The following is a 25,765-nucleotide window of genomic DNA, read 5'->3' on the forward strand; positions in this document are numbered from 1 at the left end:
TTTTTTATCCTAAAATTTCACTGACTTCACTTTTCAAAAAGGCGAGTGCTACATTGGTCGCAACATCGTCTTGCAATAAGTTACTCAAGATTTTTTCTCTCAATTCATCTGCGGTTTTGACACTATCATCAGCAGTAGCTTTTCTAATATTTTGAATGATGGTATTTTTCGCAGTGATAATCATCGTCCAACATTCATCGGAGATATACACTTGCTGTGTCAAATTGTGCTCAAATTCTTGATCGATGTGACGAATGATGAGGTTTTGGTACTCTTCTTTATTTGTACTTAAGGGCGCCACACGAATTAACAATTTAGAAGGATTGATGCGTTCTAAAAACAAAGCCATTCTCTCATAAGCTTGTAGTCGCAAAGGCAACGCTTGTTTTTGATTTTCTTTTTGCAACAACCAACGACGGGTATGCTGTTGGTCTTTGAAATAACTGTCAAACAAATAATACGCTACACCACCGGTTACCAGCGATGGTACAGTGTACATCATTAACTCGAGTATTTTATCTGCATTCATAGAATTAATTGCTAAAAATTGTTGACAAATATAATAGAAATACGCCATAATCTGTATTGCAATTCAGCATAAGTAACCTTAAATTTGTCCTTTACGATTATTAGCCTTAGTGCCTCAGAACCTTAGTAACTTAGTACCTGAAATGCAACAATATATTGCCCAACTCAACGAAGCCCAACAAGCACCGGTTTTTCAAAAAGACGGTCCGATGATTATTATTGCCGGAGCCGGTTCGGGGAAAACACGTGTTTTAACGGTTCGTATTTCCTATTTGATGAGTTTAGGCGTGGATGCTTTTAATATTTTGGCTTTAACCTTTACCAACAAAGCCGCACGCGAAATGAAAAAGCGTATTGCTGATATCGTGGGAAATAACGAAGCCAAGAATCTTTGGATGGGAACATTCCACTCGGTTTTTGCCAAGATTTTACGCATCGAAGCAGAGAAATTGGGCTATCCGTCGAACTTTACCATCTATGATACGCAAGACAGTGTGCGCTTGATTTCGGCCATCATCAAAGAAATGCAGTTGGACAAGGACATCTACAAACCCAAACAGGTTTACAGCCGAATATCATCCTATAAAAACTCTTTGATTACCGTAAAAGCGTATTTCAACAATCCAGAGTTGATGGAAGCCGATGCGATGAGTAAAAAACCGCGTATGGGCGAAATTTATCAAAATTATGTTGAACGTTGTTTCAAAAGCGGCGCGATGGATTTTGACGATTTATTGCTTAAAACCAACGAATTGCTTAATCGTTTCCCGGATGTTTTGGCGAAGTATCAAGACCGTTTCCGATACATTTTGGTAGATGAGTACCAAGATACCAACCATTCGCAATACTTGATTGTTCGGGCTTTATCCGACAGATTCCAGAATATTTGTGTGGTCGGCGATGATGCGCAGAGTATTTACGCGTTTCGCGGCGCCAACATTAATAACATTTTAAATTTTCAGAAAGATTACGATAACGTAAAAACCTATCGATTGGAGCAAAACTACCGTTCGACTAAAAACATAGTGGAAGCGGCCAATTCGATTATCGATAAAAACAAAACCAAACTCGACAAAGTAGTTTGGACTGCGAACGATTTTGGTCCAAAAATTAAAGTCCACCGCAGTTTAACCGATGGGGAAGAAGGCCGATTTGTAGCCGGAGAGATATTCGAACAGAAAATGCGCAACCAACTCATGAACGGTCAGTTTGCCATTTTGTATCGAACCAATGCGCAATCCCGAGCCATGGAAGATGCTTTGCGCAAACGCGACATTCCGTATCGTATTTACGGCGGCTTGTCTTTCTACCAACGCAAAGAAATCAAAGACGTACTGAGTTACCTTCGCTTGGTTATCAATCCGAAAGACGAGGAAGCTTTGGTGCGTGTTATCAACTATCCGGCACGCGGCATCGGTGATACTACAGTGGAAAAGTTGACCGTAGCAGCCAATCACTACAAGCGTTCCATTTTTGAAGTAATGGAGCACATTGATAAAATCGATTTAAAACTCAACGCCGGTACCAAGCAAAAGTTACAGGATTTCGTTACGATGATTAAGAGTTTTCAGGTAATTAACGAGCAACAAGACGCTTTTGTATTAACCGAACACGTGGCCAAAAAAACCGGTTTGATTCAGGAACTCAAAAAAGACGCCACGCCCGAAGGTATCGCTCGTATCGAAAACATCGAAACCTTGATGGGTGGTATCAAGGATTTTATTGAAGGACAGAAGGAAGTTGACGGCGCACGCGGTGCTTTATCCGAATTTTTGGAAGATGTTGCTTTGGCCACCGACTTAGATAACGACACCGGTGATGACGACCGAGTGGCATTGATGACCATTCACTTGGCTAAAGGACTTGAATTTCCGTATGTGTTTGTGGTTGGGATGGAAGAAGATTTGTTTCCGAGTGCCATGAGTTTGAATACACGCAGCGAATTGGAAGAAGAACGCCGCTTGTTTTATGTAGCCTTGACGCGTGCCGAACACCAAGCGTATCTGACTTATGCCCAATCACGCTACCGTTGGGGTAAACTCACCGATGCCGAACCATCGCGTTTTATTGAAGAAATAGACGACCAATATTTGGAATACATCAACCCAATGGATCGTGGCGGTTATACGTATAAACCGAGCATCGACTTAGATATTTTCGGGGATATCGACAAATCAAAATTGCGATTGTCCAAACCGGTAGCCGGCATTCCGCCAAAAACCTACGGAGAAGAACCGTCATCTTCAGCAAATATTCGTAAATTGAAACCGGTTTCGGGCTCAGCACCGGCAGCAGGCAACTTATTCGATAACAAATTAGCCGTAGGCAACGTTGTGATGCACGAACGATTCGGTAGAGGAGAAATCGTGAATATGGAAGGCGTTGGTGCTGACAGAAAAGCAGAAATCAAGTTTGAAGTTGGCGGCATAAAAAAATTGTTGTTGCGCTTTGCCAAACTTGATGTTATAGGATAACTTTTTTTAATACTATATTATCTAAAAGGTCTAATAATCTAAGAAGTCTAACAATCAAAAAAAATGGCCGAATTCATTAAAATATACGAAGACAAACCCAGCGAAGCCGCTATAAAAAAGGTAGTGGAAGTCCTTCGTGACGGTGGTTTGGTCATTTATCCTACCGATACTGTGTACGGTTTGGGTTGTGACATTACCAATTCCAGAGCTTTGGAACGCATCGCCAAAATCAAAGGAATAAAACTGGAAAAAGCCAATTTTTCGTTCGTGTGTTACGATTTGAGTAATTTATCGGATTACGTTCGTCAGATTGATACAACCACTTTTAAAATTTTGAAGAGAACACTTCCTGGTCCATATACTTTTATTCTTCCGGGGAATAACGATTTGCCAAAAGAATTCCGTAAAAAGAAAACAGTCGGTATTCGTGTGCCTGATAATAATATCGCACGAGAGATAGTAAGAATGTTGGGCAATCCGATTGTTTCGACTTCCATCCACGACGAAGATGAGGTTTTGGAATATTCTACTGATCCGGAATTAATCTTTGAAAAATGGCAAAACAAAGTCGATTTGGTAATAGACGGCGGTTATGGCGATAATATTGGTTCAACTATAATCGATTTGTCCGGATATGAACCGATAGTGGTACGAGAAGGCAAAGGCGATCCTGATATTTTTTAAGATGATACAACGTTTGCTTTTCGGACTGATTTTATTGTGTACTGCAGATGTTTTTTCGCAATACATCAAAGGGAAAGTAGTAGACGAAGCGCAACAGCCTTTACCTTCGGCTACAGTATATTATGAAGGCACTACTTTGGCTACTTTAACTGATGAAGAAGGCAATTTCAATATCATTTATGAACCCAAAATAAAGCGTCCCATAGTGGTGAGCTATATGGGCTATGTTACTGCTTATGCTGAAAACTACAGTGTTGGGGAATCTTTGAAAATCATTATGAAACAGTCTACCAACTCTTTAAGAGAAGTCGTCATCAAAAAAGACCGTTTCACCCGAAAAGAAAAGATGGCTATTTTTAAAGAACGCTTTTTGGGCATTACATCTTTTGGTTTAAAAACTGTTATTGAAAACGAAGACGACATCGAGCTGGAGTATGATGAAGAGAAAAGGATGCTGAAAGCCTACTCTGATAAGCCATTGCTGATTATCAATAACTCTTTAGGGTACAAAATCAATTACGAATTAGTTGATTTTGAAGTTCAGTTTAATGGAATTACTTTGCATCCACATGCTGTTACCAATAGTTTTTATGCCGGTTACACTCGATTTGAAGAAATTAAAAGTTCCGCAACTGTTCAACGAAACCGTGCCAAAGCTTATGAAGGTTCACCAACTCATTTTTTCAGATGTTTGGCCAATTATTCGTGGGGAAAAGACAGTTTCCAGTTATTTGTAAAAGGCGGTTTAACTAGTCCGGTGAATCATTTTACAGTATACAAGGAAGAAGATAATTTTAAGGTCTTAGTCAGAAAACAGCAATTCCCGGAATTGAAAGGAACCAATATTACGGCTGTTTTCGGACTTTTGTTTGATGAGAAATTCCAATCCAGTGTTTATTTTTATTCCGATGCCATCTTAATAGACAGTTTTGGCAATATTTTGAACCCACGAGATGTAGCATTTTCAGGAGCCATTCAGTTCAAACGTTTAGGCGATACTTTGCCGCTGAATTACGGATTATAAAAAAAGCGCCCTGAATTTCAAGACGCTTTTTGTATTATTTAGTATCGCAGTTTATTGTCCTTTCTGCGCTTTCATTTCTTTTTCAATCATTTCGTAGAACTCGTCAATTTTAGGTAAAATCACGATACGTGTTCTTCTGTTTACAGAACGATTGGCAGCAGAGTTATTTTCAACCAACGGAATGAATTCTCCGCGTCCGGCTGCAATTAGTTGTTTCGGGTTGACATTTAAGTCTTTGGTTAATACGCGCACTATCGCTGTAGAACGTTTCACGCTCAAATCCCAGTTGTCCAAAAGAATAGCATTTCCGGTAAAAGGAACGTTATCGGTATGACCTTCCACCATACATTCAAAAGTAGGTTTATCGTTAATGACTTTAGCTACTTTAGCCAACACTTCTTTGGCTTTATCGCTTACTACATAGCTACCGCTTTTGAATAACAATTTATCGGCAATAGAGATGAATACAACACCTTTGTCAACGTTTACTTCAATGTCCGGATCGGAAATACCTACTGAACTTTTCAAGCTGGTTACCAAAGCTAAGGTTACGCTGTCTTTGCGAGTGAGCGCATCTTGCAAACGGGAAATTTTCAAATCCTTTTCTTTCAAGCTTTCCAAAGATTTCTCTAAGTTTTGGGCACCTTTGGAAGTCAACATAGTCAATTCTTTCTGATTGTTGATCAAATCGGAATTGTTTTGTTTCAGATACTCATTTTGTTTGGATAACGCCTCTTTTTCAGAAAGACACAAATTTAATTTAACCGTAGTTGAATTCAATAAGTCCTGACATTCTTTGTTTTGGGCTTCTAAAGCGGCAATTTTTTTCTTCGTTCCGCAGGAAGTCAACGTCAATGTGGCCAATGAAAGGGCAAAAATCACTTTTCTCATAAGTCTGGGATTAAAATTTTAACAAAAGTACTATTATTTTAAATTTTAACAATCGTAGGGAATGATAAACTCTTGTTAAAATCAAGGCTCAAAAACCTTGCCGTTCTTGACAAAGTATTGGTAAACGATACTTTTGCTTCGGTAATAATCAGACCTGTTTTTGGAGTTTCTTTTCTTTAAGTTTTTGTTTATCAGACCATAAAAAGCAAAATGTGCTTTAACAATAGCCCAACAATGTTTGAATTTTCCTTTCAAAATAAATTGAATACCGGCTAGTCCATCCAAACACAAACGCAAAAACAGGATGATAAACAGTTTGCGTTCGGGTAAATTTTTGGTCAACATCAACAATGAATTCCGAAAGTTCAAAAAGGTTTTTCTCGGATTGCCTTCGTTTAACGTAGCGCCGCCCACGTGATACACTACCGATTTTGAAGTATATCTTGCCGTATAACCCAAGTTGAAAGCACGCCAACACAAATCAATTTCCTCCTGATGAGCAAAGAAATCATCGTCAAAACCATTCAGTTTTCTGTAAATATCTTTTCGGATGAACAAACAAGCTCCACTGGCCCAAAAAATATCCACGTCATCATTGTATTGGCCTTGGTCTTTTTCTAGGGTGTCAAACATTCTTCCGCGACAGTATGGATAGCCGAATTGGTCGATGTAACCACCGGCAGCACCGGCATATTCAAAGTAAGCTTTGTTTTTGTAATCTAAAATTTTGGGTTGGATAATACCAACGTTGGCTTCGTTATCAAAAACAGACAGTATAGGAGCGAGCCAATTTTCGGTAACTTCAATATCAGAATTCACTAAGGCATAGTAGTCTTCTTCCACTTGTTGTAAAGCCACATTATAGCCTTTGGCAAAACCGTAATTGCCTTCGTTTTTAATGATGGTAATCTGAGGAAATTTCGATTGAATGATTTCGATGGAAGTATCCGTCGAAGCATTATCGGCCACATAAATTGTAGCTTCTTCAGAATACGCAACGACCGAAGGCAGAAACTGTTCCAACAATTTTGCTCCGTTCCAATTCAATATGACAACTGCTATTTTTTTCAAGGTTTTTCGATATTAAGGTTCATTCGGAATAATAACCGGTTGAATATTCAGCGCTTTTTTAACCCATTTGTCAAGGGCTTCATAATCCGGATTGGCATCGGCTTGTTTTAAAAAAGCTTTGATGATTTTGGTAGTAGGTGACAGTGGATTTTTACGCATAAAACGATTAAATTCCGTTTGGTTTTCGGATTCCAAGTTTCCATTGGAATAGTCAATCGTTCTGGTGTTTTCCATACCCATCAAGTAATCATAACAATACTCTTGATACAATTTAGTGGCGACTTCCAACAAAGCACTCTTCGGATACTGATTGATGAATCTTTCCCAAGTCAATACACGGTTGCCCACATCTTCCGGACTGATTAATATACCAGCATCTGCGCTGTATAATACGGTGTTTTCTTTGGCTTCATTTTTCAAAAAGTACTCATAGTCATCCGTCACTTTTCCCTTAAACATATTGTAATAGTGATAAGGTTGGTATCGAATTTCTACAAAACCTTCACCGATTTCCCAAAATTCAAGTTCAGATTTTTTAAACAAATCCACATGTTGTTGTAAGGAGTCCGGAAAAATATATTGGTCTTTTTCGTGTTCGTAGTAGTTGGTATAAATCGCTAAGAAGTCGGCTTCCAATTCGTTAAAATTTTTAATGCGATTTTCCATACTTTCAACGTATTCTTCGTATATTTCATTGCCTTGACTTTTGTTAGTAGCTTTTGATAATTTGTTTAGAAAATATTCCTCAAGATTTCCCATTGACCAAATGGCGTAGTCTACTTTTTGAAGTAAGGTTTCTTTGGTTCCCGAAGTAGTGGTATCTACTGTGGTTTCCGAGTAAACAGTGTCTGTTTTTATGGATTCGTTCTTTTTGGGAGTGATCTCTTTTTTACAAGAAATAACCATGAACGGTAAAGCGATTAAGAAGTATGATTTTCTAAGCAGTATCATTTTAAGGAATGTTATTGTTGGTATTCCGGTAGTTCCTTTAGAAAAATATACTTTTCTTCTTCCAGATTCATTTCGCAAAAGTAATGATTTACTCCGTTGGTTACCATCAAGTAATCAGCGTTCAATTTTAAGTTGTAACGCGCAATTTGATCAAAAGTTTGTTGGGTAATCGTCACTTCAGGGGCTTTGCATTCTACTAAGAGAAACAATTCGCCATTAGGTTTAAAAACCACCAAGTCATACCGTTTTTTTGTACCATTTAGGGTAATGGTTTTTTCTGCGCTAATGTAGGATTTTGGGTATTTTTTTTCTTGCAACAAAAACTGAATCGTATGTTGACGAACCCATTCTTCGGGAGTCAACAGAATAAACTTTTTCCGGATTTCATCAAAAATAGACACTTTATTTTCACTATTTTTGAGGCGAAACGAATAGTCAGGGAAATTCAATTTTTGCATTTCACGAAGTTACTGTCAATAAAGCAAAATACCAACAACTAAACCAACTTATTTTGGACGAAGTAGTTAAGATTATCAACGATATCAAAGCCGGAAAAATCAAGCCAATTTATTTTTTAATGGGTGAAGAACCGTATTATATTGACCGTATTACGGAGTATTTGGAGAATAGTTTGTTGTCGGAAGACGAAAAAGGATTCAACCAAATTGTACTTTACGGACGTGACACATCCATTGACGAAATCGTATCTAATGCCAAACGCTTTCCCATGATGGCTGAACGACAAGTGGTGATTGTTAAAGAAGCCCAAGACTTGGCTAAAACCATTGATAAGTTGGAAGCTTATGCTCAAAATCCGCAACCTACTACGGTTTTGGTTTTCGCTTACAAGTACAAAACATTAGACAAACGCAAAAAGGTAACCAAAACACTGGAAAAACACGGATTGGTTTATGAAAGCAAGAAAATGTATGAAAATCAGGTTGGTCAATGGATCAACCGGGTTTTACAAGGCAGAGGTTACAACATCGAACCCAAAGCCAATGCCATGCTGGTGGCTTTTTTAGGAAACGATTTGAGTCGCATTGCCAACGAACTTAATAAACTCGAAATAATATTGCCTAAAGGAAGTACCATTACTCCGAATCATATTGAAGAAAATATCGGATTCAGCAAAGACTTCAATGTGTTTGAATTCCGAAAAGCCATAGGTGAAGGCAATAAGGCCAAAGCTCATCAAATAGCCACTTATTTTGCTCAAAATGCAAAAGAAAATCCAATGGTTTTGGTCAACGGTCAGGTATTCTCTTTCTTTTCAGCCTTATTACAATACCATGGCTTAAAAGACAAATCGCCGGGAAATGTAGCCAAAGTACTTAAAGTGAATCCTTACTTTGTTAATGATTATATCGAAGCGTCTAAACGATTCCCGATGCGAAAAGTCAGCAGTATAGTTGCGGCTTTGCGAGGCATTGATGTAAAAAGTAAAGGAGTAGGCGCTGCTAATTTAAACGATGCTGAGCTCTACAAAGAGATGTTGTTGAGTATCTTTACCTGAGTGAATTTGATTTTCAATAACGAATCATACAGTTCAATAAAATATCTTTTATGAAAAAAATAATACTCTTTTGTTCTTTGTTTACCCTTTTGATGGGCAATGCCCAGGAAACTTATATTTACTGTGGTAAATTAATCGACACTCAAAACGGAAAAGTACTAACTAATAAAACGATAGTGGTGAGTGATAAACTCATCAAAAACATTCAAGATGGTTTTGTAGTACCTACCGAAAGCGATACCAAAATAATCGATTTAAAATCGAAAACCGTGATGCCGGGTTGGATTGATATGCACGTGCATTTGGAAAGCGAAACCAGCCCTAAAGAGTATCTTGAACGCTTTACACTTAACGATGCCGATGTAGCGTACAATGCCGAAGTATTGGCTAAAACTACGCTCATGGCAGGGTTTACCACGGTTCGGGATTTAGGCGGTACCGGTGTGAACGTCTCGCTTAGAAACGCCATTAATAAAGGCTTAGTCGTTGGTCCCCGAATTTTCACAGCCGAAAAATCTATTGCCACTACCGGAGGTCATGCCGATCCGACCAGCGGATTTAAAAAAGAATTGATGGGCAATCCCGGCCCGAAAGAAGGAGTAATAAACAGTGTTGATGAAGCTAGACAAGCCGTACGTCAGCGCTATAAAAATGGTGCCGATTGGATCAAAATAACTGCCACAGGTGGCGTATTGAGTGTTGCCAAAAGCGGCTCTAATCCACAATTTACAGAAGAAGAAATCACCGCTATTGTTAACACCGCAAAAGATTACGGAATGAAAGTAGCGGCTCATGCTCACGGTGACGAAGGCATGCAACGTGCCGTGAAATGTGGTGTAAAAACCATCGAACACGGTACGGAAATGAGCGAAACTACAATGGACTTAATGATAAAGAACAATGCGTATCTGGTGCCAACCATTACTGCGGGAAAAGCCGTAGCTGAAAATGCTTTGAAACCAGATTACTATCCGGCTATCGTTGTACCTAAAGCCTTGGCTATTGGCCCGCGAATTCAATCTACTTTCGCCAAAGCGTATAAAAGAGGTGTTCCCATTGCTTTCGGTACCGATGCCGGAGTGTTTGAACACGGCCAAAACGCTAAAGAGTTTATCTACATGACTGAAGCAGGAATGCCTTTTATGAAAGTCCTTCAGGCCGCTACAGTTACCAATGCGATGTTGTTGGACATGGATAAAAAAATTGGGGTTATTGCGCCTGGGTTTTTAGCAGATATCATCGCTACTGAAGATGATCCTGCACTAAACGTAAGCGCGGTATTGAATGTTGTTTTTGTCATGAAAGAAGGCGTGGTTTTCAAATAGGTTTTTACACGATAAACCGTTAATTATTTGCCCCATAATTTATAATTTTTAACGATATTTGTCGTCCGAAAATCAAAACCACAAAACTATGGCAATGAACAAAAATACAGTTTTAGGCTGGGCCACTTTTATCATGATTGTAATGGGACTTATTTTAATCGGTCTCGGTGTATACCGTTACGCCGATGTGGCCGGTTGGGGATTTGGCGCTGTTGGCGTTGGCTTTTTGGCTAATGCTTGGGTGTTCAGTTCTCTTAAAGGACGCGTATAACGGAATCAAAAAGCAATATTTTAAACTAACAATTTTAACAATTCACAAATTATGTCAGATGATAAAAAAGTGATTTTCTCCATGCAACGTGTGAGCAAATCCTATCAGGGCAGCGACAAACAAGTGCTTAAAAATATTTATTTGAGTTTCTTTTACGGCGCTAAAATCGGAATCTTGGGTTTAAACGGCTCCGGAAAATCGTCTTTGTTGCGCATCATTGCGGGTGTTGACAAAAACTACCAAGGTGATGTCGTTTTCCAACCGGGTTACACCGTGGGTTACTTAGAACAAGAGCCGCAGTTGGATGAAAGCAAAACAGTAATCGAAGTGGTTCGCGAAGGCGTAGCCGAGACTATGGCGATTTTGGATGAGTTCAATAAAATTAACGATATGTTCGGGTTACCTGAAGTGTATGAGGACGCCGATAAGATGCAGAAACTCATGGACAGACAAGCCGAATTACAAGACAAGATAGACGCTGCCGGTGCCTGGGAAATTGATAACAAATTAGAAGTGGCTATGGATGCGCTTCGCACGCCGGAAGGCGACATGCCGATCAGTGTGTTGTCCGGTGGTGAAAAGAGAAGGGTTGCCTTATGTCGTTTGCTATTACAACAACCGGATGTGTTGTTGTTGGATGAGCCAACCAACCACTTGGATGCGGAAAGCGTACTTTGGTTAGAGCAACATTTAGCACAATATTCAGGAACAGTAATTGCTGTTACGCACGACCGTTATTTCTTAGACAATGTAGCCGGATGGATTTTGGAATTGGACAGGGGTGAAGGTATTCCTTGGAAAGGCAATTATTCTTCTTGGTTAGACCAAAAATCAAAACGTTTAGAGCAAGAAGAAAAAGTAGCTTCCAAAAGAAGAAAAACATTAGAACGCGAATTAGATTGGGTTCGCCAGGGTGCTAAAGGAAGACAAACCAAGCAAAAGGCGCGTTTGCAGAATTACGACAAACTCTTAAACGAAGACCAAAAAGAACTCGACGAGAAATTGGAAATCTATATTCCAAACGGACCGAGATTAGGAACTAACGTAATCGAAGCCAAAGGTGTAGCCAAAGCGTTTGGTGATAAATTGTTGTATGACAACTTAAACTTTACGTTACCACAGGCCGGAATTGTTGGTATTATCGGACCAAACGGTGCCGGAAAATCCACTATTTTCCGAATGATTATGGGCGAAGAAAAACCGGATGCCGGTGAGTTTACGATAGGTGATACCGTAAAAATTGCCTATGTTGATCAAACGCATTCCAATATCGATCCGAACAAATCCATTTGGGAAAATTTCTGCGACGGACAAGAATTGATTATGATGGGTGGAAGACAAGTAAATTCCAGAGCCTATTTGTCGCGTTTCAACTTTGGCGGTAGTGACCAAAATAAAAAAGTGTCAGCACTTTCCGGTGGTGAGCGTAATCGCTTGCATTTGGCCATGACCTTGAAAGAAGAAGGCAACGTATTGTTGTTAGATGAGCCAACCAACGACCTAGACGTGAATACTTTACGAGCTTTGGAGGAAGGTTTGGAAAATTTTGCAGGATGTGCTGTAGTGATTAGTCACGACCGTTGGTTCTTAGACAGAATCTGTACGCATATTTTGGCTTTTGAAGGCAACTCGGAAGTATACTATTTTGAAGGTGGTTTCTCTGAATACGAAGAGAACAAGAAAAAACGTTTGGGTGCCGATGCAACACCTAAGCGTATTAAATATAGAAAGTTGATTAGAAATTAACAGTTAACTTATAAAATCCTGATACATCAGGATTTTTTTTTGAAAAAAACTTTATATTTGACTGTCTTAACTAACCTCATGAATAAGAACAAACTAATCAGTTTGCTCGTTTTGTTTTTCTTTTCTATCAGCGCTATTCATGCGCAAGATACCGAAAAAGAAAAATCAGCGATAAAAAAACTGCTCGATTTGGCTGTCGTTGATTTTGGCGACTCCAAATACGATAGTGCCTTGGAACATTCCAAAAAGGCTTTGGTTCGTTCTTTTACCATTGATGATCATTTGCTCATAGCGCAATCTTACAACACCATCGGCGCCATTTTTAATGAATGCTCTGAATCAGGCAAAGCTATAGAGTTTTACAATAAGGCATTGTCCTATAATGAGAAAGTGGGTAATGACAAAATGTACAATTGGATTTACAGCAATTTGGGTAGTGTATATTATTTCAATGAAATTGATATACCTAAAGGAATTGATTATTATAAAAAGGCATTGCCTTATGCCATCAAAAACAAAGATACAGCTCAAATTCATTACACTAAACTTAATTTAGCGAGTGCCTATTTTGCTCTCGGACAATATGATTTGGGTAACCAGCAAATCAACGAAATTAAAAATCAAATCATTGCTAAAGATGATGAAGAATCCAAAATGTCTTTGTATCATCTGTTAGGGATTTACGCCAGTAATAACAATGAAAAAGAAAAAGGAGAAGCCTATTTCAAAGCGGCTGAAAAAATAGCAAAAGAAAATGGCTTTGATTCTTTTTTACCTAACATTTATCAGAATTTTGTAGAGCATTATACTTTACATAATGAAATGGCAAAAGCTAACTTGTTCCAACAAAAAAATGACTCGCTCAAAAAAGTACTGTACTCCTTAGAAAAAATTAATAATTTGAAGAAAGCGGCTAATCAGTTAGAGCTTCAGGAGTATAAAATTCAGCTGGAAAAAATTGAAAATCAAAATGAGAAGAATCAAAAAAGTCTAAATGAGTCTAAGCTGATTGTTATTCTTTTTATCGTAATCCTAATCATATTGCTACTATTATTGCTCACACTTTATAAAAATGTAAAGCTGAGAGAACAAGCCAACCAAGAACTTACCGTAGCCAATGAAGCTTTAAAAGAAGCTAAAGAAAAAGCGGAAGAAGCGTCTCGATTAAAATCACAATTCGTTTCAACCATCACTCACGAGTTGCGAACGCCTTTGTACGGTGTTATCGGTATTACCAATATCATTACAGACGAACACCGTGAATTGTCCAATAGTCAGCATTTAAAATCACTTAAATTTTCCGCTAAATATTTATTGTCATTGGTGAATGATATTCTCCAAATCAACAAAATAGAAGAGAAGCGCGTGGTATTGGAGAATTTGATTTTTAATCTTACCGACGAAATTACCACCATTCAAAACTCAGTCGAATACATAGCCGAAAGAAACAATGATAAATTGATTGTTGAGATCGATACTGCCATACCGGAGTTTTTGATTGGCGATAAATTGCGTCTTTCTCAAATTATTATGAACTTGGTGAGCAATGCTTTAAAATTTACTAAAAACGGTGAAGTATCGTTGACGGCCGATTTGAAAGAAGTAATAGATAAAACATACTATATACAATTTAAAGTCAGCGATACCGGTATCGGAATTGCCAAAGAAGACCAAGCCAAAATCTTTGACAAATTTGTGCAAATCGAAAGAAAAGAGGAAGATTATCAAGGGACAGGTTTAGGACTGTCTATAGTGTCTCGATTGGTAGAATTGTTCAAGAGTGAAATCCATTTGGAAAGTGAGGAAAATGTAGGTACAACGTTCACTTTTACGATTGGTTTTGAATATGATGAAGAAAAATCCAGAGAAATTATCAATAATATTGAAGTTGATTTATCCGATGGTCATTTGTACAACATTTTGGTGGTGGAAGACAATAAAATCAACCAAATGGTCACCAAAAAAATTATCCAAAGCAGTAATATGAGCTGTACTATTGTTGATGACGGTTACGCCTCAATTGTAGCTTTAGAAAGAGAACGATTTGATTTGATTTTGATGGATATCAATATGCCGTTAATCAATGGTTTTGATACTACCCGAAAGATTAGAGAAAAGGGAATAGATATCCCAATTATTGCACTTACAGCTTTTGACAAACAAGAGGTAACAGAGGAAGCTATTTCAGCGGGAATGAACGATATTATGGTCAAACCATTTGAGCCATCTAAGTTGTTCCAAGTAATTAGCAATAATGTAAAAAACAGAGAAAGCGTTGATTAATACCAACGCTTTTTATTTTTCTTAGAGGCTTCCGACTTTCTCGATTTACTTTCACCTTCCGGTTTTTTTTTATTTCTCAAATCGGGTTTAGCATCCGGATTTGGTATGTTTTCTTTCCAAGGAAACGGATGATCTTTGATGGTTTTTACATTGACCTTAATTAGTTTTAAGATGTCTTTCCAGTACACTTCTTCGTCCTTGCCACAGAAAGAAATCGATATGCCGCCATTACCCGCACGACCGGTTCTACCAATACGGTGCACATAGGTTTCCGGAATATTAGGCAAATCGAAGTTGATTACGTAAGGCAAACTTTCAATGTCAATTCCACGCGCGGCTATATCTGTTGCCACTAAAACCGTAATCTCCTTGTTTTTAAACTGATCTAAAACGCGTTGGCGAGCGGTTTGCGATTTGTCGCCGTGAATGGCTTCGGCATTGACGCCGTTTTTCTTCAAGGCTTTCACCACATTATCGGCACCGTGTTTGGTGCGGACAAAAACCAATACGTTACTCAAATTTTGATTGCGAATCAAATGATACAACAAGCCGCGTTTGTTCTCTTTGTCAACAAAATACACTTGTTGCTCAATGATTTCTGCGGTAGAGGAAACCGGTGTAACCGAAACGTATTCGGGTTTGTTTAAAAACGTATCCGCTAATTCGCGTATCGCCATAGGCATAGTAGCCGAAAACAATAGCGTTTGGCGATTGTTTGGCACCAATTTTACAATTTTTCGAACGTCATTGATAAAGCCCATATCGAGCATCAAATCGGATTCGTCTAATACTAAAAAGTGCAAATGATCGAAATCTAAAAATCCTTGTTTGTGCAAGTCTAAAAGACGACCCGGTGTAGCAATTAAAATATCAACGCCTTTTTTCAATTGGTCTACTTGCGGTACTTGCGATACGCCGCCAAAAATGGTCAACTGTCTTAAATTGGTGTATTTGCCATAGGTGTCAAAACTTTCCCCAATTTGAACTGCTAATTCTCTGGTTGGTGTAACTACTAAACAGCGAATTTGTTTGGTTTTTTTAGAGGAACCGACCATTCGGTGTAAGTTATGTATAATGGGAATAGCAAATGCTGCGGTTTTTCCCGTGCCGGTTTGGGCACAGCCTACTAAGTCTTTTCCGGCTAAAACAATCGGAATGGCTTTTTCCTGAATAGGCGTAGGGTTGGTATATCCTTCTTCAAAAACTGCTCTTTGAATACTTTTGGATAATGATAAATCTTCGAATAACATATAATTTGTTTGCGATTAAGTGCAAACCGCCACAAAGATAGCGTTTTATTAGTTAGGAGTTCAATGTTTCAAGTTTCGGGTGGTGAGTTTTGGGTTTTTGAATGAACTTTGATCTCGCAACTTTGACCTCGAAATTTATATAATTTCTTTTCTGGCTTTAATGAAATCGGTGACCAAGTAGCCAATAAGTTTCCCGATCAAATGATTGTTCTTTTCTTCGCCTAAATCAGGAGCGCCTTCGCAAATGTGTAAGTACGCCGCATTTTTATTTTTACCGAAGAAGTACACAAACTGACGCAATTCCTCGATAGAAAAACCGCTCATGGTCATGGCGCTGCTGGCAATGTTGGGCAAAGCATCCAAATCGATTTCTATGCCGTAAGCATCGTTTTTAATGAAGTCGTAAGCCGTGTTTAGCTCTTGTTGGAAGTTTTTTTGTTGTCTGACTTTAATTTCATCGTAGGTGTTGAAATTCACTCGATCTTCCATTTTTTTCAAGATGTCGAGTACATTTTTAGAAGTGTAGTTTTCATGTAAGCCAAAGATGAAGTACTTTTTGAGAAAACCTTCTTCGTAAGCGTAAGAGAATCCGTTACCGCTGTGTCGTCCTTCTAAAATTCTGAAATCCGAATGTGCGTCAAAATTCACTGCATTGATAGGTTTACCCAAACCCAAAGCCGTTCCTTTGATATTGCCGTAGGCGTTGTTATGGCCACCACCAATAATAATCGGTGTTTTACCGCATTTGATGATGGAAGTGATTACATGAACCACTTCTTTATCGATGCGTTCTACCAAAGTACTTAATAATTTTCTATCGGCTGTTTGGTGAAAATCCAAGTCTTTGGCTTCTTCCATTTCTTTGGAGATATCAATTTTACCCAAAACTACGATTTGACTGCCTTTACAAAAACGATTGTGTTGGATGTTGGCAATGCTGCTAATCGCGCTTTGCCAAGCTGAAGCCGCGCCCGGACGACCAAAATTAGCCCTGATACCCACATCTTCCGGTATACCTAACAGTACATATTTGGCTTCACAATTTTTGAGAAAGGTCATGCAATTTTCCCCTTTCGGTATGGTCAGCATCTTTTCGCCAAATTTTACTTCGCCACTACGGTGGTTGGTAACTTTAGCCAAATCGGTCATGGTAAAAGGAATAATACGCTCCATTTTGGTGTTAAAAATTTCTCAAAAATATAATATAATAGGGAATTTCACGTTACTATGTTAAATATTATTATTTTTGCTCTAATTAAATCTATAACCTATGGAAAATCAAAACGGTAACTCTAAATTAAAGGCAATCATAGCCATATTGGCTATTTTATTAGTAGGTAGTTTGATCTATATTTTCAAATTGACTTCTGATGCTAAAACACTCGAAACGACTATTGTTGAAACCAAATCTGAGAAAGAAAGTGTTTTAAAAGACTTAGAAGCCTTGAAAGCCTCTTATGATGAAGCCATTGCCGAAAATACTACAATGTCGGACGAATTAATCGCTGAAAGAGAGAAAGTAGCTAAATTAATTGTAGAGTTAAAAAACTCCAAAGGTGACAATGCTTCGCTAAGAAAGTACAAAGATCAGTACAAAGCCTTAGAACAAAAAATGCGCAATTTGATGCAGGAAGTGGAAGTGTTGAAAGCACAAAACCAAACTTTGACCACTAATTTAGACAGTACTAAAGTTGTTTTAGAAGATTCTAAAAAATACAACCAAGTCTTAGTAGGTCAAAACGAAGAATTGGCTAAAACAGTTGAAAAAGGTCAAAAATTAACGGTAACCAATTTAAAAACGGCAGCTTACAAACAAAGAAGTTCCGGTAAACAAATCGAAACCGATAAAGCAAGCAGAGCTGATTTACTTCAAATCAGTTTTACTATTGCGGAGAACAAAATTGCTAAGTCAGGAGATAAAGTATACTATGTTCAAGTAATCGATGCGAAGAACAATGTATTAGGAGATAAAGCAACCGTTTCTTTCGGAGACACTTCATTGACTTACAGTTTTACAACCACTGTAAAATATGAAAACAAAACGGTTGACGTGAAAGAGCAATTACCTGGGAAAGATTTTGCCAAAGGCACTTACTTTGTCAATGTATTCGACAAAGGAGAGTTGGTTTCAAAAAGCAGTTTCTCTTTGCGATAATCAATTCGGAAAACTATAAAAAAGTCCTTCATTACGAAGGACTTTTTTTTATGAGATTAATTTTCCGTTAAGCATAACTTGTTCCACCGGATTACTACCAAAGGCGTACGGAATTTCATAGTATGAATTCAAAGGTTTGGTAATGATTACATTGGCTTTTTTACCAACAGTAATACTACCGTGTGTAGCCGATAAACCCATTGCGTAAGCACCATTAATCGTTGCCGCATTGATGGCTTCTTCCGGTGTCATTTTCATTTTGATGCAAGCCGTTGCTACCACAAAATTCATATTCCCTGATGGTGTTGTACCCGGATTAAAATCGGTTGCCAGAGCCAAGGGTAAACCTTCGTTTAGCATTTGGCGTGCCGGTGTATACGGAATACTGATGAAGAATGAACAACTCGGCAAAGCCACCGGCATGGTTTCAGTGGTTTTTAGCGCTTCTATATCTTCTTTGGTTACAATTTCCAAATGATCTACCGAAAGCGCCTTATGCTTCACGCAAGCGGCAATTCCGTTAATCGCAGTGAACTGATTCACATGAATTTTAGCACGCAAACCATATTGTTTCCCGGCTTCCATAATGCGTTCAGTTTCGGCTACTGAAAAATAACCGGTTTCCAGGAAAGCGTCAATGTAATCCGCCAAACTTTCTTCGGCTATTTTGGGCAACATTTCGTTAATAATAATGTCGATATAAGCCGAATGATTTTCTTTGTATTCTGTTGGAAAAGCATGTGCCCCAAGGAAAGTCGACTTAATAGCAATCGGATAATCTTGGGCTAATCTTTTAATCACACGCAGCATTTTCAACTCGCCTTCCACTGTCAAACCATAACCCGATTTGATTTCGATGGCGCCTGTGCCTAGTTGGATTACTTCTTCCAAACGCTTTTTTGATTGTTGGTAAATTTCGGCTTCCGAAGTGTCATTCAATCGTTTGGCTGAATTTAAGATACCGCCGCCGCGATTGGCAATTTCCTCATACGATAAACCGTTAATGCGATCCACAAATTCCTGCTCGCGATTCCCGGCATACACCAGATGCGTATGACTGTCGCACCAAGACGGAAGGACTATTTTTCCGCTAGCATCTATAGTGATTTCCGGATTGAGTTTCGGACAAGTTTCCATTGAACCGAAAGCGGCTATCGTATCATCTTCTATCAAAAGAAAAGCATTTTTTATCGACGGTAAAACGGCCATGTCACTGCCGGAAACTTTATCAATTGGGGTTTCACGAACTTGCAGTAATTCTTTGATATTGATAATTAGCGTTTGCATGCGTTGATTTTTGGTAAAAATAGTTTGAAAAAACTAAATATGCTTAATTTTAGACAAATTTAGAAGCCGTGAGAAAAATTAAATACAAAAAGGGCAGAAAAGTGCAACCCACTTTTTTAGACTATACCGGTGTTCATAAAAATACCAAAACGGAAATGCAATTGTTTGTTTACGATACGAACGATTTGACCGAGTTTAAGGAGTTTACTACCGCTCAATTGGGAAAATGTATTTCGTTGGATAAGGTGAATTGGCTCAACATTCACGGCCTCAATGACACGAATATTATTAAGTCGGTTGGCGATTTTTTGCAAGTCGACAATTTTATGTTAGGCGATATTTTGAATACCACCAAACGCACCAAATTGGATGAATATCACGATGTGTTGTTCTTTAATATTAAATCGTTGTTACCGGTGGAAAACAGTGATAATATTGCTGTTGAGCAGATTAGTTTTTTGTTGAAAAACGGCATTTTGGTTTCGTTTCAGGAAAAGCGAAGCGACTTTTTTACGCACATTCGCGAACGCATCCGAACACATTCCGGTATTGTAAGAGATAAGAAAGCCGATTATTTATTGTACTTATTGCTCGATGCCGTGATGGAGAATTTTTACATCACTATAGAGAATGAAGAAGATAGGGTAGAAGAACTCATCAATCTTTCTAAAACCAGTACGAGTCCGCAAATATTGGAACAAATTGAAAAGCACCGTGACAATTTTAACTTTTTGAAACGGTCGATTATTCCGTTGCGCGATTCGTTGTATTCCATCAAAAGCATTAAAGACGATAATGTGTTTAACACGATTGAGCACGATAACTACAGCTTCTTCTCGCGTTTGCATCAAAAGTGTTTGGAGTTGTTAGAACAAATTGAATACGATTTGACTTCGCTCGACAGTGCCTCTAACTTTTATTTTTCTGCCCAAAACCAAAAGATGAATCAGGTGATGAAAACGCTGACCGTCGTTTCGGTATTTTTTATGCCGTTGACTTTCATAGTAGGCATCTACGGAATGAACTTCGACAACATGCCCGAATTGCATTGGCAATATGGCTACTTTATGGTTTTAGGCTTGATGTTTTTGTTGCTGTTGGGAATGATTTACTACTTCAAAAAGAAAAAATGGTATTAAGCGTTTTTCGATTTTAAAACTGTTTTTAAATACAGTAATCCAATTACAGCGGCAACTAATGACGAAACCAGAATCATGATTTTAGCATTGTCGATGTGTTCGCCGTCGGAGAAGGCTAGGAGTGTGATGAAGATAGACATCGTAAATCCGATACCGCCCAAAAAACTGACTCCTAAGACAGAATTCCAGTTTAAATCGCTCGGCAAACGGCTTATTTTGAGCTTAACTGCTATATAACTCAACAGCATAATTCCCAGTGGTTTGCCAACAATTAAACCTAAGGCTATACCCAAAGTGTAGTGATGACTTAAAGCGTAATGCCAATCGGAGTTCAATACGATGGCGGTATTGGCCAAGGCAAATAAAGGTAAGATAACAAAGGCAACCGGTTTGTGTAAAAAGTGTTGTAGGATGAAGGAAGTCGATTTTTCATCGCCATTACCGAAAGGAATTGCAAAAGCTAACAATACACCGGTAATGGTAGCATGTACACCCGAATTCAGCATAAAATACCACATAATCACACCGCAAGCTAAATAGGGAATAAGGTTTCTGACTTTGAGTCGGTTTAAAACCAAAAGAAACGCAAATATACCGAGCGCTATAATGAGGTTGCTCCAAACCAATCCTTTCGAATAAAACAGCGCGATAATTAAGATGGCACCTAAGTCGTCTATCACAGCCAAAGCTGTTAAAAACACTTTCAATGACACCGGAACGCGGTTGCCTAATAGGGAAAGAATCCCCAAGGCAAAAGCAATATCTGTCGCCATTGGAATTCCGGCTCCCGATTGCGTATCCGTTCCATAGTTTAGGAATAAATATAATCCGGCAGGAACTAACATACCGCCAACGGCAGCAAATATGGGTAAAAGCGCATTTTTAAGGTTCGACAATTCACCGGCATAAACTTCTCTTTCTAATTCCAAACCAATGAGCAAAAAGAAGATGGTCATTAAGCCATCGTTAATCCAATGTTCAAACGAATGGTTACCTATTTGGTAATGCCAAAGGTGAAGGTATTGTTCGCTTAAAAAGGAGTTGGTTAACAACAACGATAGTATTGTACAAGCAATTAGTACAAATCCGCCGGCTCTTTCGCTTTCAAAAAAGTCTTTGAATAGTTTGGTAATCTTCATAAGGCAAAGATAAAAAAAAAGCACCCTAAAAGGGTGCTTTTGATAGAGTTGTTTTACAGCTTACAGAGTGGTGATAATGAATTCACTTCTTCTGTTCAACTGATGATCTTCTTCGCTACATGGAACGCCATCGGCACATTTGTTAACCAATTCGGTTTCTCCTAAACCTTCAGAAGTTAAACGATCGGCAGCGATACCGTTTTTAACCAACCAATCTTTGGTAGATTTAGCTCTTCTCTCAGACAATTTTTTGTTGTAAGCGTGAGAAGCACGGCTGTCAGTATGTGAACGAATGTTGATTTTCATGGATGGGTTTTGGTTCAATACATCCAACAATTTAGCTAAGTCAACTGCGGCATCCGGACGAATATTCCATTTGTCTAAGTCGAAGTAAATGATGTTGATTTTGAAACAATCGGCTAAGTCATCACCAATTTTAACACGACAAGTTTTGGTTTTCAACTCGATGTTTAATTCGGTTTTTCCGGTTTCTGAACCAATAATTACTGCCGGTTCTTTGGTTTCGTAGTCTTCAACAGAAGTGTTTACATAGTATTTTTTACCACATTCTACTTCGGTGAATTCGTATTTACCTTGCGCATCAGAAACGGTTTCTTTAATTTTATTGAATTTCTCATCCATCAATACCAATTTGGCATTAGGAATCGGTGCTTTAGTATCTTCATCTGTTACCACTCCGAATAAGATTTGGTCGCAAAAGATAGCTTTGGTTTCTAAGAATTTGTAGATATCATCGCTTCCTTGTCCGCCATCGCGGTTTGAACTTAAGAAACCTCTTTTGGTTTTGGTGTTGATGATGAATCCGAAGTCGTCTTTTGGACTGTTTCCTTCTTCACCGATGTTTAAAGGCGCTTTAAATTTTCCGTTGTCGCTTGGGATTCGGGTAACAAAAATATCCAAACCACCTAAGCCCGGTTGACCGTCTGAAGCGAAATACAATTCATTGTCATCAGAAATGAAAGGATAAGTTTCTCTTCCTTCTGTATTGATAGTATTCCCTAAGTTTTCTGGTGTTCCGAAACTACCGTCATCATTAATTTTAACTCTGAATAAGTCGGATAAACCATGAGTTCCCGGCATATCAGAGGCAAAGTATAATGTTTTTTCATCCGGAGATAAGGCAGGGTGAGCCGCTTGGTAACTATCACTGTTAAATGGCAATGCTGTGATGTTGATCCATTTTCCTTCAGCATCTAAATTAGCTCTGTAGATTTTAAGTAAAGTTACTTTGTTGGCATCAAAACCTCTTCCGTCTAAATAGTTGTTACGAGTGAAGTATACCGTTTTTCCGTCTTTGGTAAAAGCAGGCGTATCTTCGTGGTATTTGGTGTTGATTTTTTTACCAAATTTATCCACACCGCTCAAAGAACCGTCTTCACTTAAGGCAGAACTGTACAAATTGGTAAAGTACTGTCCGGTCCAAGTGTGAATTCTTTTAGAGAAGTTTCCGGTATCACGCGCAGAAGTAAAAATTACTTTATCGCCCATGTAAGCCGGTCCGTAGTCAGAATATTTAGAGTTGATTCCGGCATTTTCAATTTTGTAACGACCGGAGTTCTTTTTGATAACTTCTAAATAGTTTTTGTTTTTGTTGAAGATTTCCTCTCTACTGTCATTACCGCTTTTCTCTCCAAATTTAGCCATCATAGCATCCGCTTTCTCATAATCTTTGGCCGCTCTTAAAGTCTGGGCATAGCGATAATAGAATTCAGCTTCTTGGTCGGGGTTACTGGCATACAGTTCATCGTACCATTTTTTAGCCTTTTCTAATTCGGCGTTAAAATAGTAAGCATTACCGATCTTAAGTAACATATCCGGTGATTTGAATCCTTTTTCATAGATACGCTCATAAGTTTTAATGGCATCAATATAAGCGTATTTATCATACTCCTTATTACCCTTTACTTCTTTTTTCCCAACTTGCGCATAGCTGTTCACAGCTGCGAAAGTCAATAGTACTAAGTATATAATTTTGTTTTTCATAATCGTTGTTATTAGAAGAATCTAGGTGATACCAATTTGCTTACTTTATTGAATAACTCAAAGCGTAAGAATACCTCGTGTGAACCTGAGTTGTAGTTTCTTAACTGAGTAGTTTCACGATCGTAACTGTATCCGATAAACAATCCGTCAGTTACTTGGAAACCTGCAAGTGCACTCATGGCAGCATCCCAACGGTAAGCCGCACCCAGCATTAACTTGTCGAAAAACAAGAAGTTGGCAGAAGCATCTACTTGTAAAGGAGAACCGGTAACCAATTTTGTTAAGAAAGCAGGTTTGAATTTAACCGATGGTGAAATGTCAAATACATAACCTCCGATAGCGTAGAAGTTCATTCTTTCTTGGAATACAGCTACTTCGTTGTCATTGTACTTAGAGTCTTGTAAAAAGTTAGGTACAGATAAACCGAAGTACATTTTATCTGAGTGTAAATAGATACCGGCACCAAAGTTCGGCGAAAATTCATTGTTAAAATTTTGCAAGTTCGGGTCGTTGGCATCGGCAGGATTCAATCGATTAACATCTAAATTGAATAAATTTCCCGAAGCTTTAATCCCGAAAGACAATTTGAATTCTTCTGAAGTTTGAATGGTATAAGATAAATCAGCTGAGATAGTGTTGTCACTCGTTGGTCCGATTTTGTCGTTTACAAATGATACACCTACTCCTAAATTACTGTTGTTGATAGGGGTATTGATTGAAAAGGCGTTCGTAGTTGGCGCTCCGTCTAAACCAACCCATTGGGTACGGTGTAAGCCGAAAATACTCATAACTCCTCTTGATCCTGCATAAGCCGGATTAATATTGATGGTGTTATACATGTATTGGGTATACTGAGCGTCCTGCTGTGCAAAACCAGTATAACACGTTAACATCAAAGCGAAAATTAAAATTTTTGTTCTCATATTTTCTTTATTTATCCTGAGGGTTTTTACACCCTCAGGAGTTAGTAGGTTTATCTGGTTAAGTATAAATATCCGTCTTTAACAATTCTTTCTCCGGTAGAGGTAGTCCACTCTATGATGTAGAAATAAGTTCCTGTTGGTAATTCTTCAGATTTACTTACAGTAGCTCGACCTTCTGAAATTCCTTCAAATCTACGAGTATTGTTGTCATAGTTTTTAGTTTCATAAACTAATACTCCCCAACGGTTGTAAATTTGAACATTGTTAGTTGGATAACACGCTACATCTTCGATGTTTTCAATATTAAAGTATTCGTTAAAGGCATCTCCATTAGGACTAAACGCATTGTGAATTACAATATTTTGACAAGCTAATACAGCACAATCATCATTAACATTGATCAACACATCGTATCTTCTAGGACATCCACCATCGTTAATAGTGTAACTGTAAGTATGAACACCTAGAGGCAATTGCCAAGCATTGAATATACTTCCGGTTAATCCGCCAATACTGTTCACATCAACCCATTGACCTCCGGTTGTACCTTGTGGTAATAATGAGTTCAAGTCGATAGTATCAAATTCAGCAGCATTACAACCTACAGCGTTAAGTTGAATTACTTCATCTACTTGCGTTACATATACGTACTGGGTATAAGTTTGAGATAAGTTACCACAAGCATCAGTAGCTACCCAAGTTCTTGTAATGGTGTACACACCGTCTACTACACTAGAAGTAGTTACAGTTGGTTCCGGAGTTGTTACTGTTCCTGAACAGTTGTCAGTGAACACCAATGTTGGAACTCCAGGAACGTTATCACAAGTAGCTTCAACTTTCACTACCAATGGAGTATCAACAGCAACCGGTCCGGTTGTATCTGATACAGTAATGGTTTGAGATACTGAAGAATTATTTCCACAAGCATCAGTTGCTGTCCATGTTCTCACAATTTGATAATTTGAAGGACAGTTTCCTTGGATGGTTGTTTCTGTCATGGTTACCGTTGCAGTAGCACAGTTGTCAGAAGCAGTCAAAGTAGCCGGTTCAGGTACATTATCACAAGATGCAGTCGCATTAGCCGGAGTAGTTTCGTTAAACGTT

The 25,765-nt window shown here is 38.4% G+C and carries 22 protein-coding genes; 10 read left to right on the forward strand and 12 right to left on the reverse strand.

Going from position 1 to position 25,765, the window contains the following annotated elements; all coding sequences use genetic code 11:
- Positions 1-4: 4 nt before the first annotated feature.
- Entirely contained in the window at positions 5-529 is a 525-nt protein-coding gene (locus SK086_RS09775) for a DUF7935 family protein (protein ID WP_290873790.1), read from the reverse strand.
- A gap of 142 nt (positions 530-671) precedes the next feature.
- Between SK086_RS09775 and SK086_RS09780 the strand changes: the two genes are divergently transcribed.
- The 3 genes from SK086_RS09780 (at position 672) to SK086_RS09790 (ending at position 4,710) form a co-directional block, all read left to right on the forward strand.
- Entirely contained in the window at positions 672-3,002 is a 2,331-nt protein-coding gene (locus SK086_RS09780) for an ATP-dependent helicase (protein ID WP_324691295.1), read from the forward strand.
- A 63-nt stretch (positions 3,003-3,065) separates the two neighbouring features.
- Positions 3,066-3,686 (forward strand): L-threonylcarbamoyladenylate synthase, encoded by a 621-nt coding sequence (locus SK086_RS09785; protein ID WP_324691297.1) that lies wholly within the window; start codon positions 3,066-3,068, stop codon positions 3,684-3,686.
- Between the two features lies 1 nt (position 3,687).
- On the forward strand, positions 3,688-4,710 hold the full coding sequence (locus tag SK086_RS09790; RefSeq protein ID WP_324691298.1) for a carboxypeptidase-like regulatory domain-containing protein: 1,023 nt from the start codon (positions 3,688-3,690) through the stop codon (positions 4,708-4,710).
- Positions 4,711-4,761: 51 nt separating this feature from the next.
- Here the strand turns inward: SK086_RS09790 and SK086_RS09795 are convergent, their stop codons facing one another.
- From SK086_RS09795 to SK086_RS09810, 4 genes are all read right to left on the reverse strand, one after another.
- A complete protein-coding gene (locus SK086_RS09795; RefSeq protein ID WP_290873779.1) occupies positions 4,762-5,601 on the reverse strand; it encodes an OmpA/MotB family protein in 840 nt (279 codons plus the stop codon).
- An 81-nt stretch (positions 5,602-5,682) separates the two neighbouring features.
- Positions 5,683-6,672 carry a glycosyltransferase family 2 protein gene (locus SK086_RS09800; protein WP_324691300.1) on the reverse strand — a complete coding sequence of 330 codons (990 nt, stop codon included), beginning with the start codon at positions 6,670-6,672 and terminating at the stop codon, positions 5,683-5,685.
- Between the two features lie 12 nt (positions 6,673-6,684).
- Positions 6,685-7,623 carry a hypothetical protein gene (locus tag SK086_RS09805; protein WP_324691302.1) on the reverse strand — a complete coding sequence of 313 codons (939 nt, stop codon included), beginning with the start codon at positions 7,621-7,623 and terminating at the stop codon, positions 6,685-6,687.
- Positions 7,624-7,634: 11 nt separating this feature from the next.
- Entirely contained in the window at positions 7,635-8,081 is a 447-nt protein-coding gene (locus SK086_RS09810) for a type I restriction enzyme HsdR N-terminal domain-containing protein (RefSeq protein ID WP_324691303.1), read from the reverse strand.
- A 53-nt stretch (positions 8,082-8,134) separates the two neighbouring features.
- Between SK086_RS09810 and holA the strand changes: the two genes are divergently transcribed.
- The 5 genes from holA (at position 8,135) to SK086_RS09835 (ending at position 14,764) form a co-directional block, all read left to right on the forward strand.
- Positions 8,135-9,139 carry a DNA polymerase III subunit delta gene (gene holA, locus SK086_RS09815; RefSeq protein WP_324691304.1) on the forward strand — a complete coding sequence of 335 codons (1,005 nt, stop codon included), beginning with the start codon at positions 8,135-8,137 and terminating at the stop codon, positions 9,137-9,139.
- Between the two features lie 50 nt (positions 9,140-9,189).
- Positions 9,190-10,464 (forward strand): metal-dependent hydrolase family protein, encoded by a 1,275-nt coding sequence (locus SK086_RS09820; protein ID WP_324691305.1) that lies wholly within the window; start codon positions 9,190-9,192, stop codon positions 10,462-10,464.
- A gap of 88 nt (positions 10,465-10,552) precedes the next feature.
- Positions 10,553-10,735, forward strand: coding sequence for a CAL67264 family membrane protein (locus SK086_RS09825; protein ID WP_290873761.1), 183 nt, complete (start codon positions 10,553-10,555; stop codon positions 10,733-10,735).
- 51 nt (positions 10,736-10,786) lie between these two features.
- The gene (ettA, locus tag SK086_RS09830; protein WP_324691308.1) at positions 10,787-12,481 is read left to right on the forward strand and encodes an energy-dependent translational throttle protein EttA; all 1,695 of its coding nucleotides are present in this window, start codon (positions 10,787-10,789) and stop codon (positions 12,479-12,481) included.
- Between the two features lie 78 nt (positions 12,482-12,559).
- The gene (locus SK086_RS09835) at positions 12,560-14,764 is read left to right on the forward strand and encodes a response regulator (protein ID WP_324691309.1); all 2,205 of its coding nucleotides are present in this window, start codon (positions 12,560-12,562) and stop codon (positions 14,762-14,764) included.
- Here SK086_RS09835 and SK086_RS09840 read toward each other — a convergent pair.
- Positions 14,761-16,014 carry a DEAD/DEAH box helicase gene (locus tag SK086_RS09840; protein WP_290876097.1) on the reverse strand — a complete coding sequence of 418 codons (1,254 nt, stop codon included), beginning with the start codon at positions 16,012-16,014 and terminating at the stop codon, positions 14,761-14,763. The genes SK086_RS09835 and SK086_RS09840 overlap by 4 nt on opposite strands.
- A 135-nt stretch (positions 16,015-16,149) precedes the next feature.
- Positions 16,150-17,187: a formimidoylglutamase gene (locus SK086_RS09845; RefSeq protein ID WP_324691311.1), complete on the reverse strand. Its 1,038-nt coding sequence runs from the start codon at positions 17,185-17,187 to the stop codon at positions 16,150-16,152.
- Positions 17,188-17,284: 97 nt separating this feature from the next.
- On the opposite strand from SK086_RS09845, the gene SK086_RS09850 reads away from it, so the two are divergent.
- Entirely contained in the window at positions 17,285-18,169 is an 885-nt protein-coding gene (locus SK086_RS09850; RefSeq protein WP_324691313.1) for a GAS domain-containing protein, read from the forward strand.
- 48 nt (positions 18,170-18,217) lie between these two features.
- Here the strand turns inward: SK086_RS09850 and hutI are convergent, their stop codons facing one another.
- A complete protein-coding gene (gene hutI / locus SK086_RS09855) occupies positions 18,218-19,456 on the reverse strand; it encodes an imidazolonepropionase (RefSeq protein WP_324691314.1) in 1,239 nt (412 codons plus the stop codon).
- A 68-nt stretch (positions 19,457-19,524) separates the two neighbouring features.
- On the opposite strand from hutI, the gene corA reads away from it, so the two are divergent.
- On the forward strand, positions 19,525-20,595 hold the full coding sequence (gene corA / locus SK086_RS09860) for a magnesium/cobalt transporter CorA (RefSeq protein ID WP_324691316.1): 1,071 nt from the start codon (positions 19,525-19,527) through the stop codon (positions 20,593-20,595).
- Here the strand turns inward: corA and nhaA are convergent.
- From nhaA to SK086_RS09880, 4 genes are all read right to left on the reverse strand, one after another.
- Positions 20,592-21,734 (reverse strand): Na+/H+ antiporter NhaA, encoded by a 1,143-nt coding sequence (gene nhaA / locus SK086_RS09865; protein ID WP_324691318.1) that lies wholly within the window; start codon positions 21,732-21,734, stop codon positions 20,592-20,594. The two genes, corA and nhaA, sit on opposite strands and share 4 nt — an antisense overlap.
- Before the next feature lie 60 nt (positions 21,735-21,794).
- Positions 21,795-23,738 carry an OmpA family protein gene (locus tag SK086_RS09870; RefSeq protein ID WP_324691319.1) on the reverse strand — a complete coding sequence of 648 codons (1,944 nt, stop codon included), beginning with the start codon at positions 23,736-23,738 and terminating at the stop codon, positions 21,795-21,797.
- 11 nt (positions 23,739-23,749) lie between these two features.
- Positions 23,750-24,661, reverse strand: a complete 912-nt coding sequence (locus SK086_RS09875) for a PorP/SprF family type IX secretion system membrane protein (protein WP_324691321.1) — start codon at positions 24,659-24,661, stop codon at positions 23,750-23,752.
- A gap of 50 nt (positions 24,662-24,711) precedes the next feature.
- A partial coding sequence (locus SK086_RS09880) for a gliding motility-associated C-terminal domain-containing protein (RefSeq protein ID WP_324691323.1) occupies positions 24,712-25,765 on the reverse strand: 1,054 nt, incomplete at its 5' end.

The sequence above is a fragment of the Flavobacterium cheonhonense genome (assembly GCF_035671315.1).
In the GTDB taxonomy this organism is placed as follows: domain Bacteria; phylum Bacteroidota; class Bacteroidia; order Flavobacteriales; family Flavobacteriaceae; genus Flavobacterium; species Flavobacterium cheonhonense.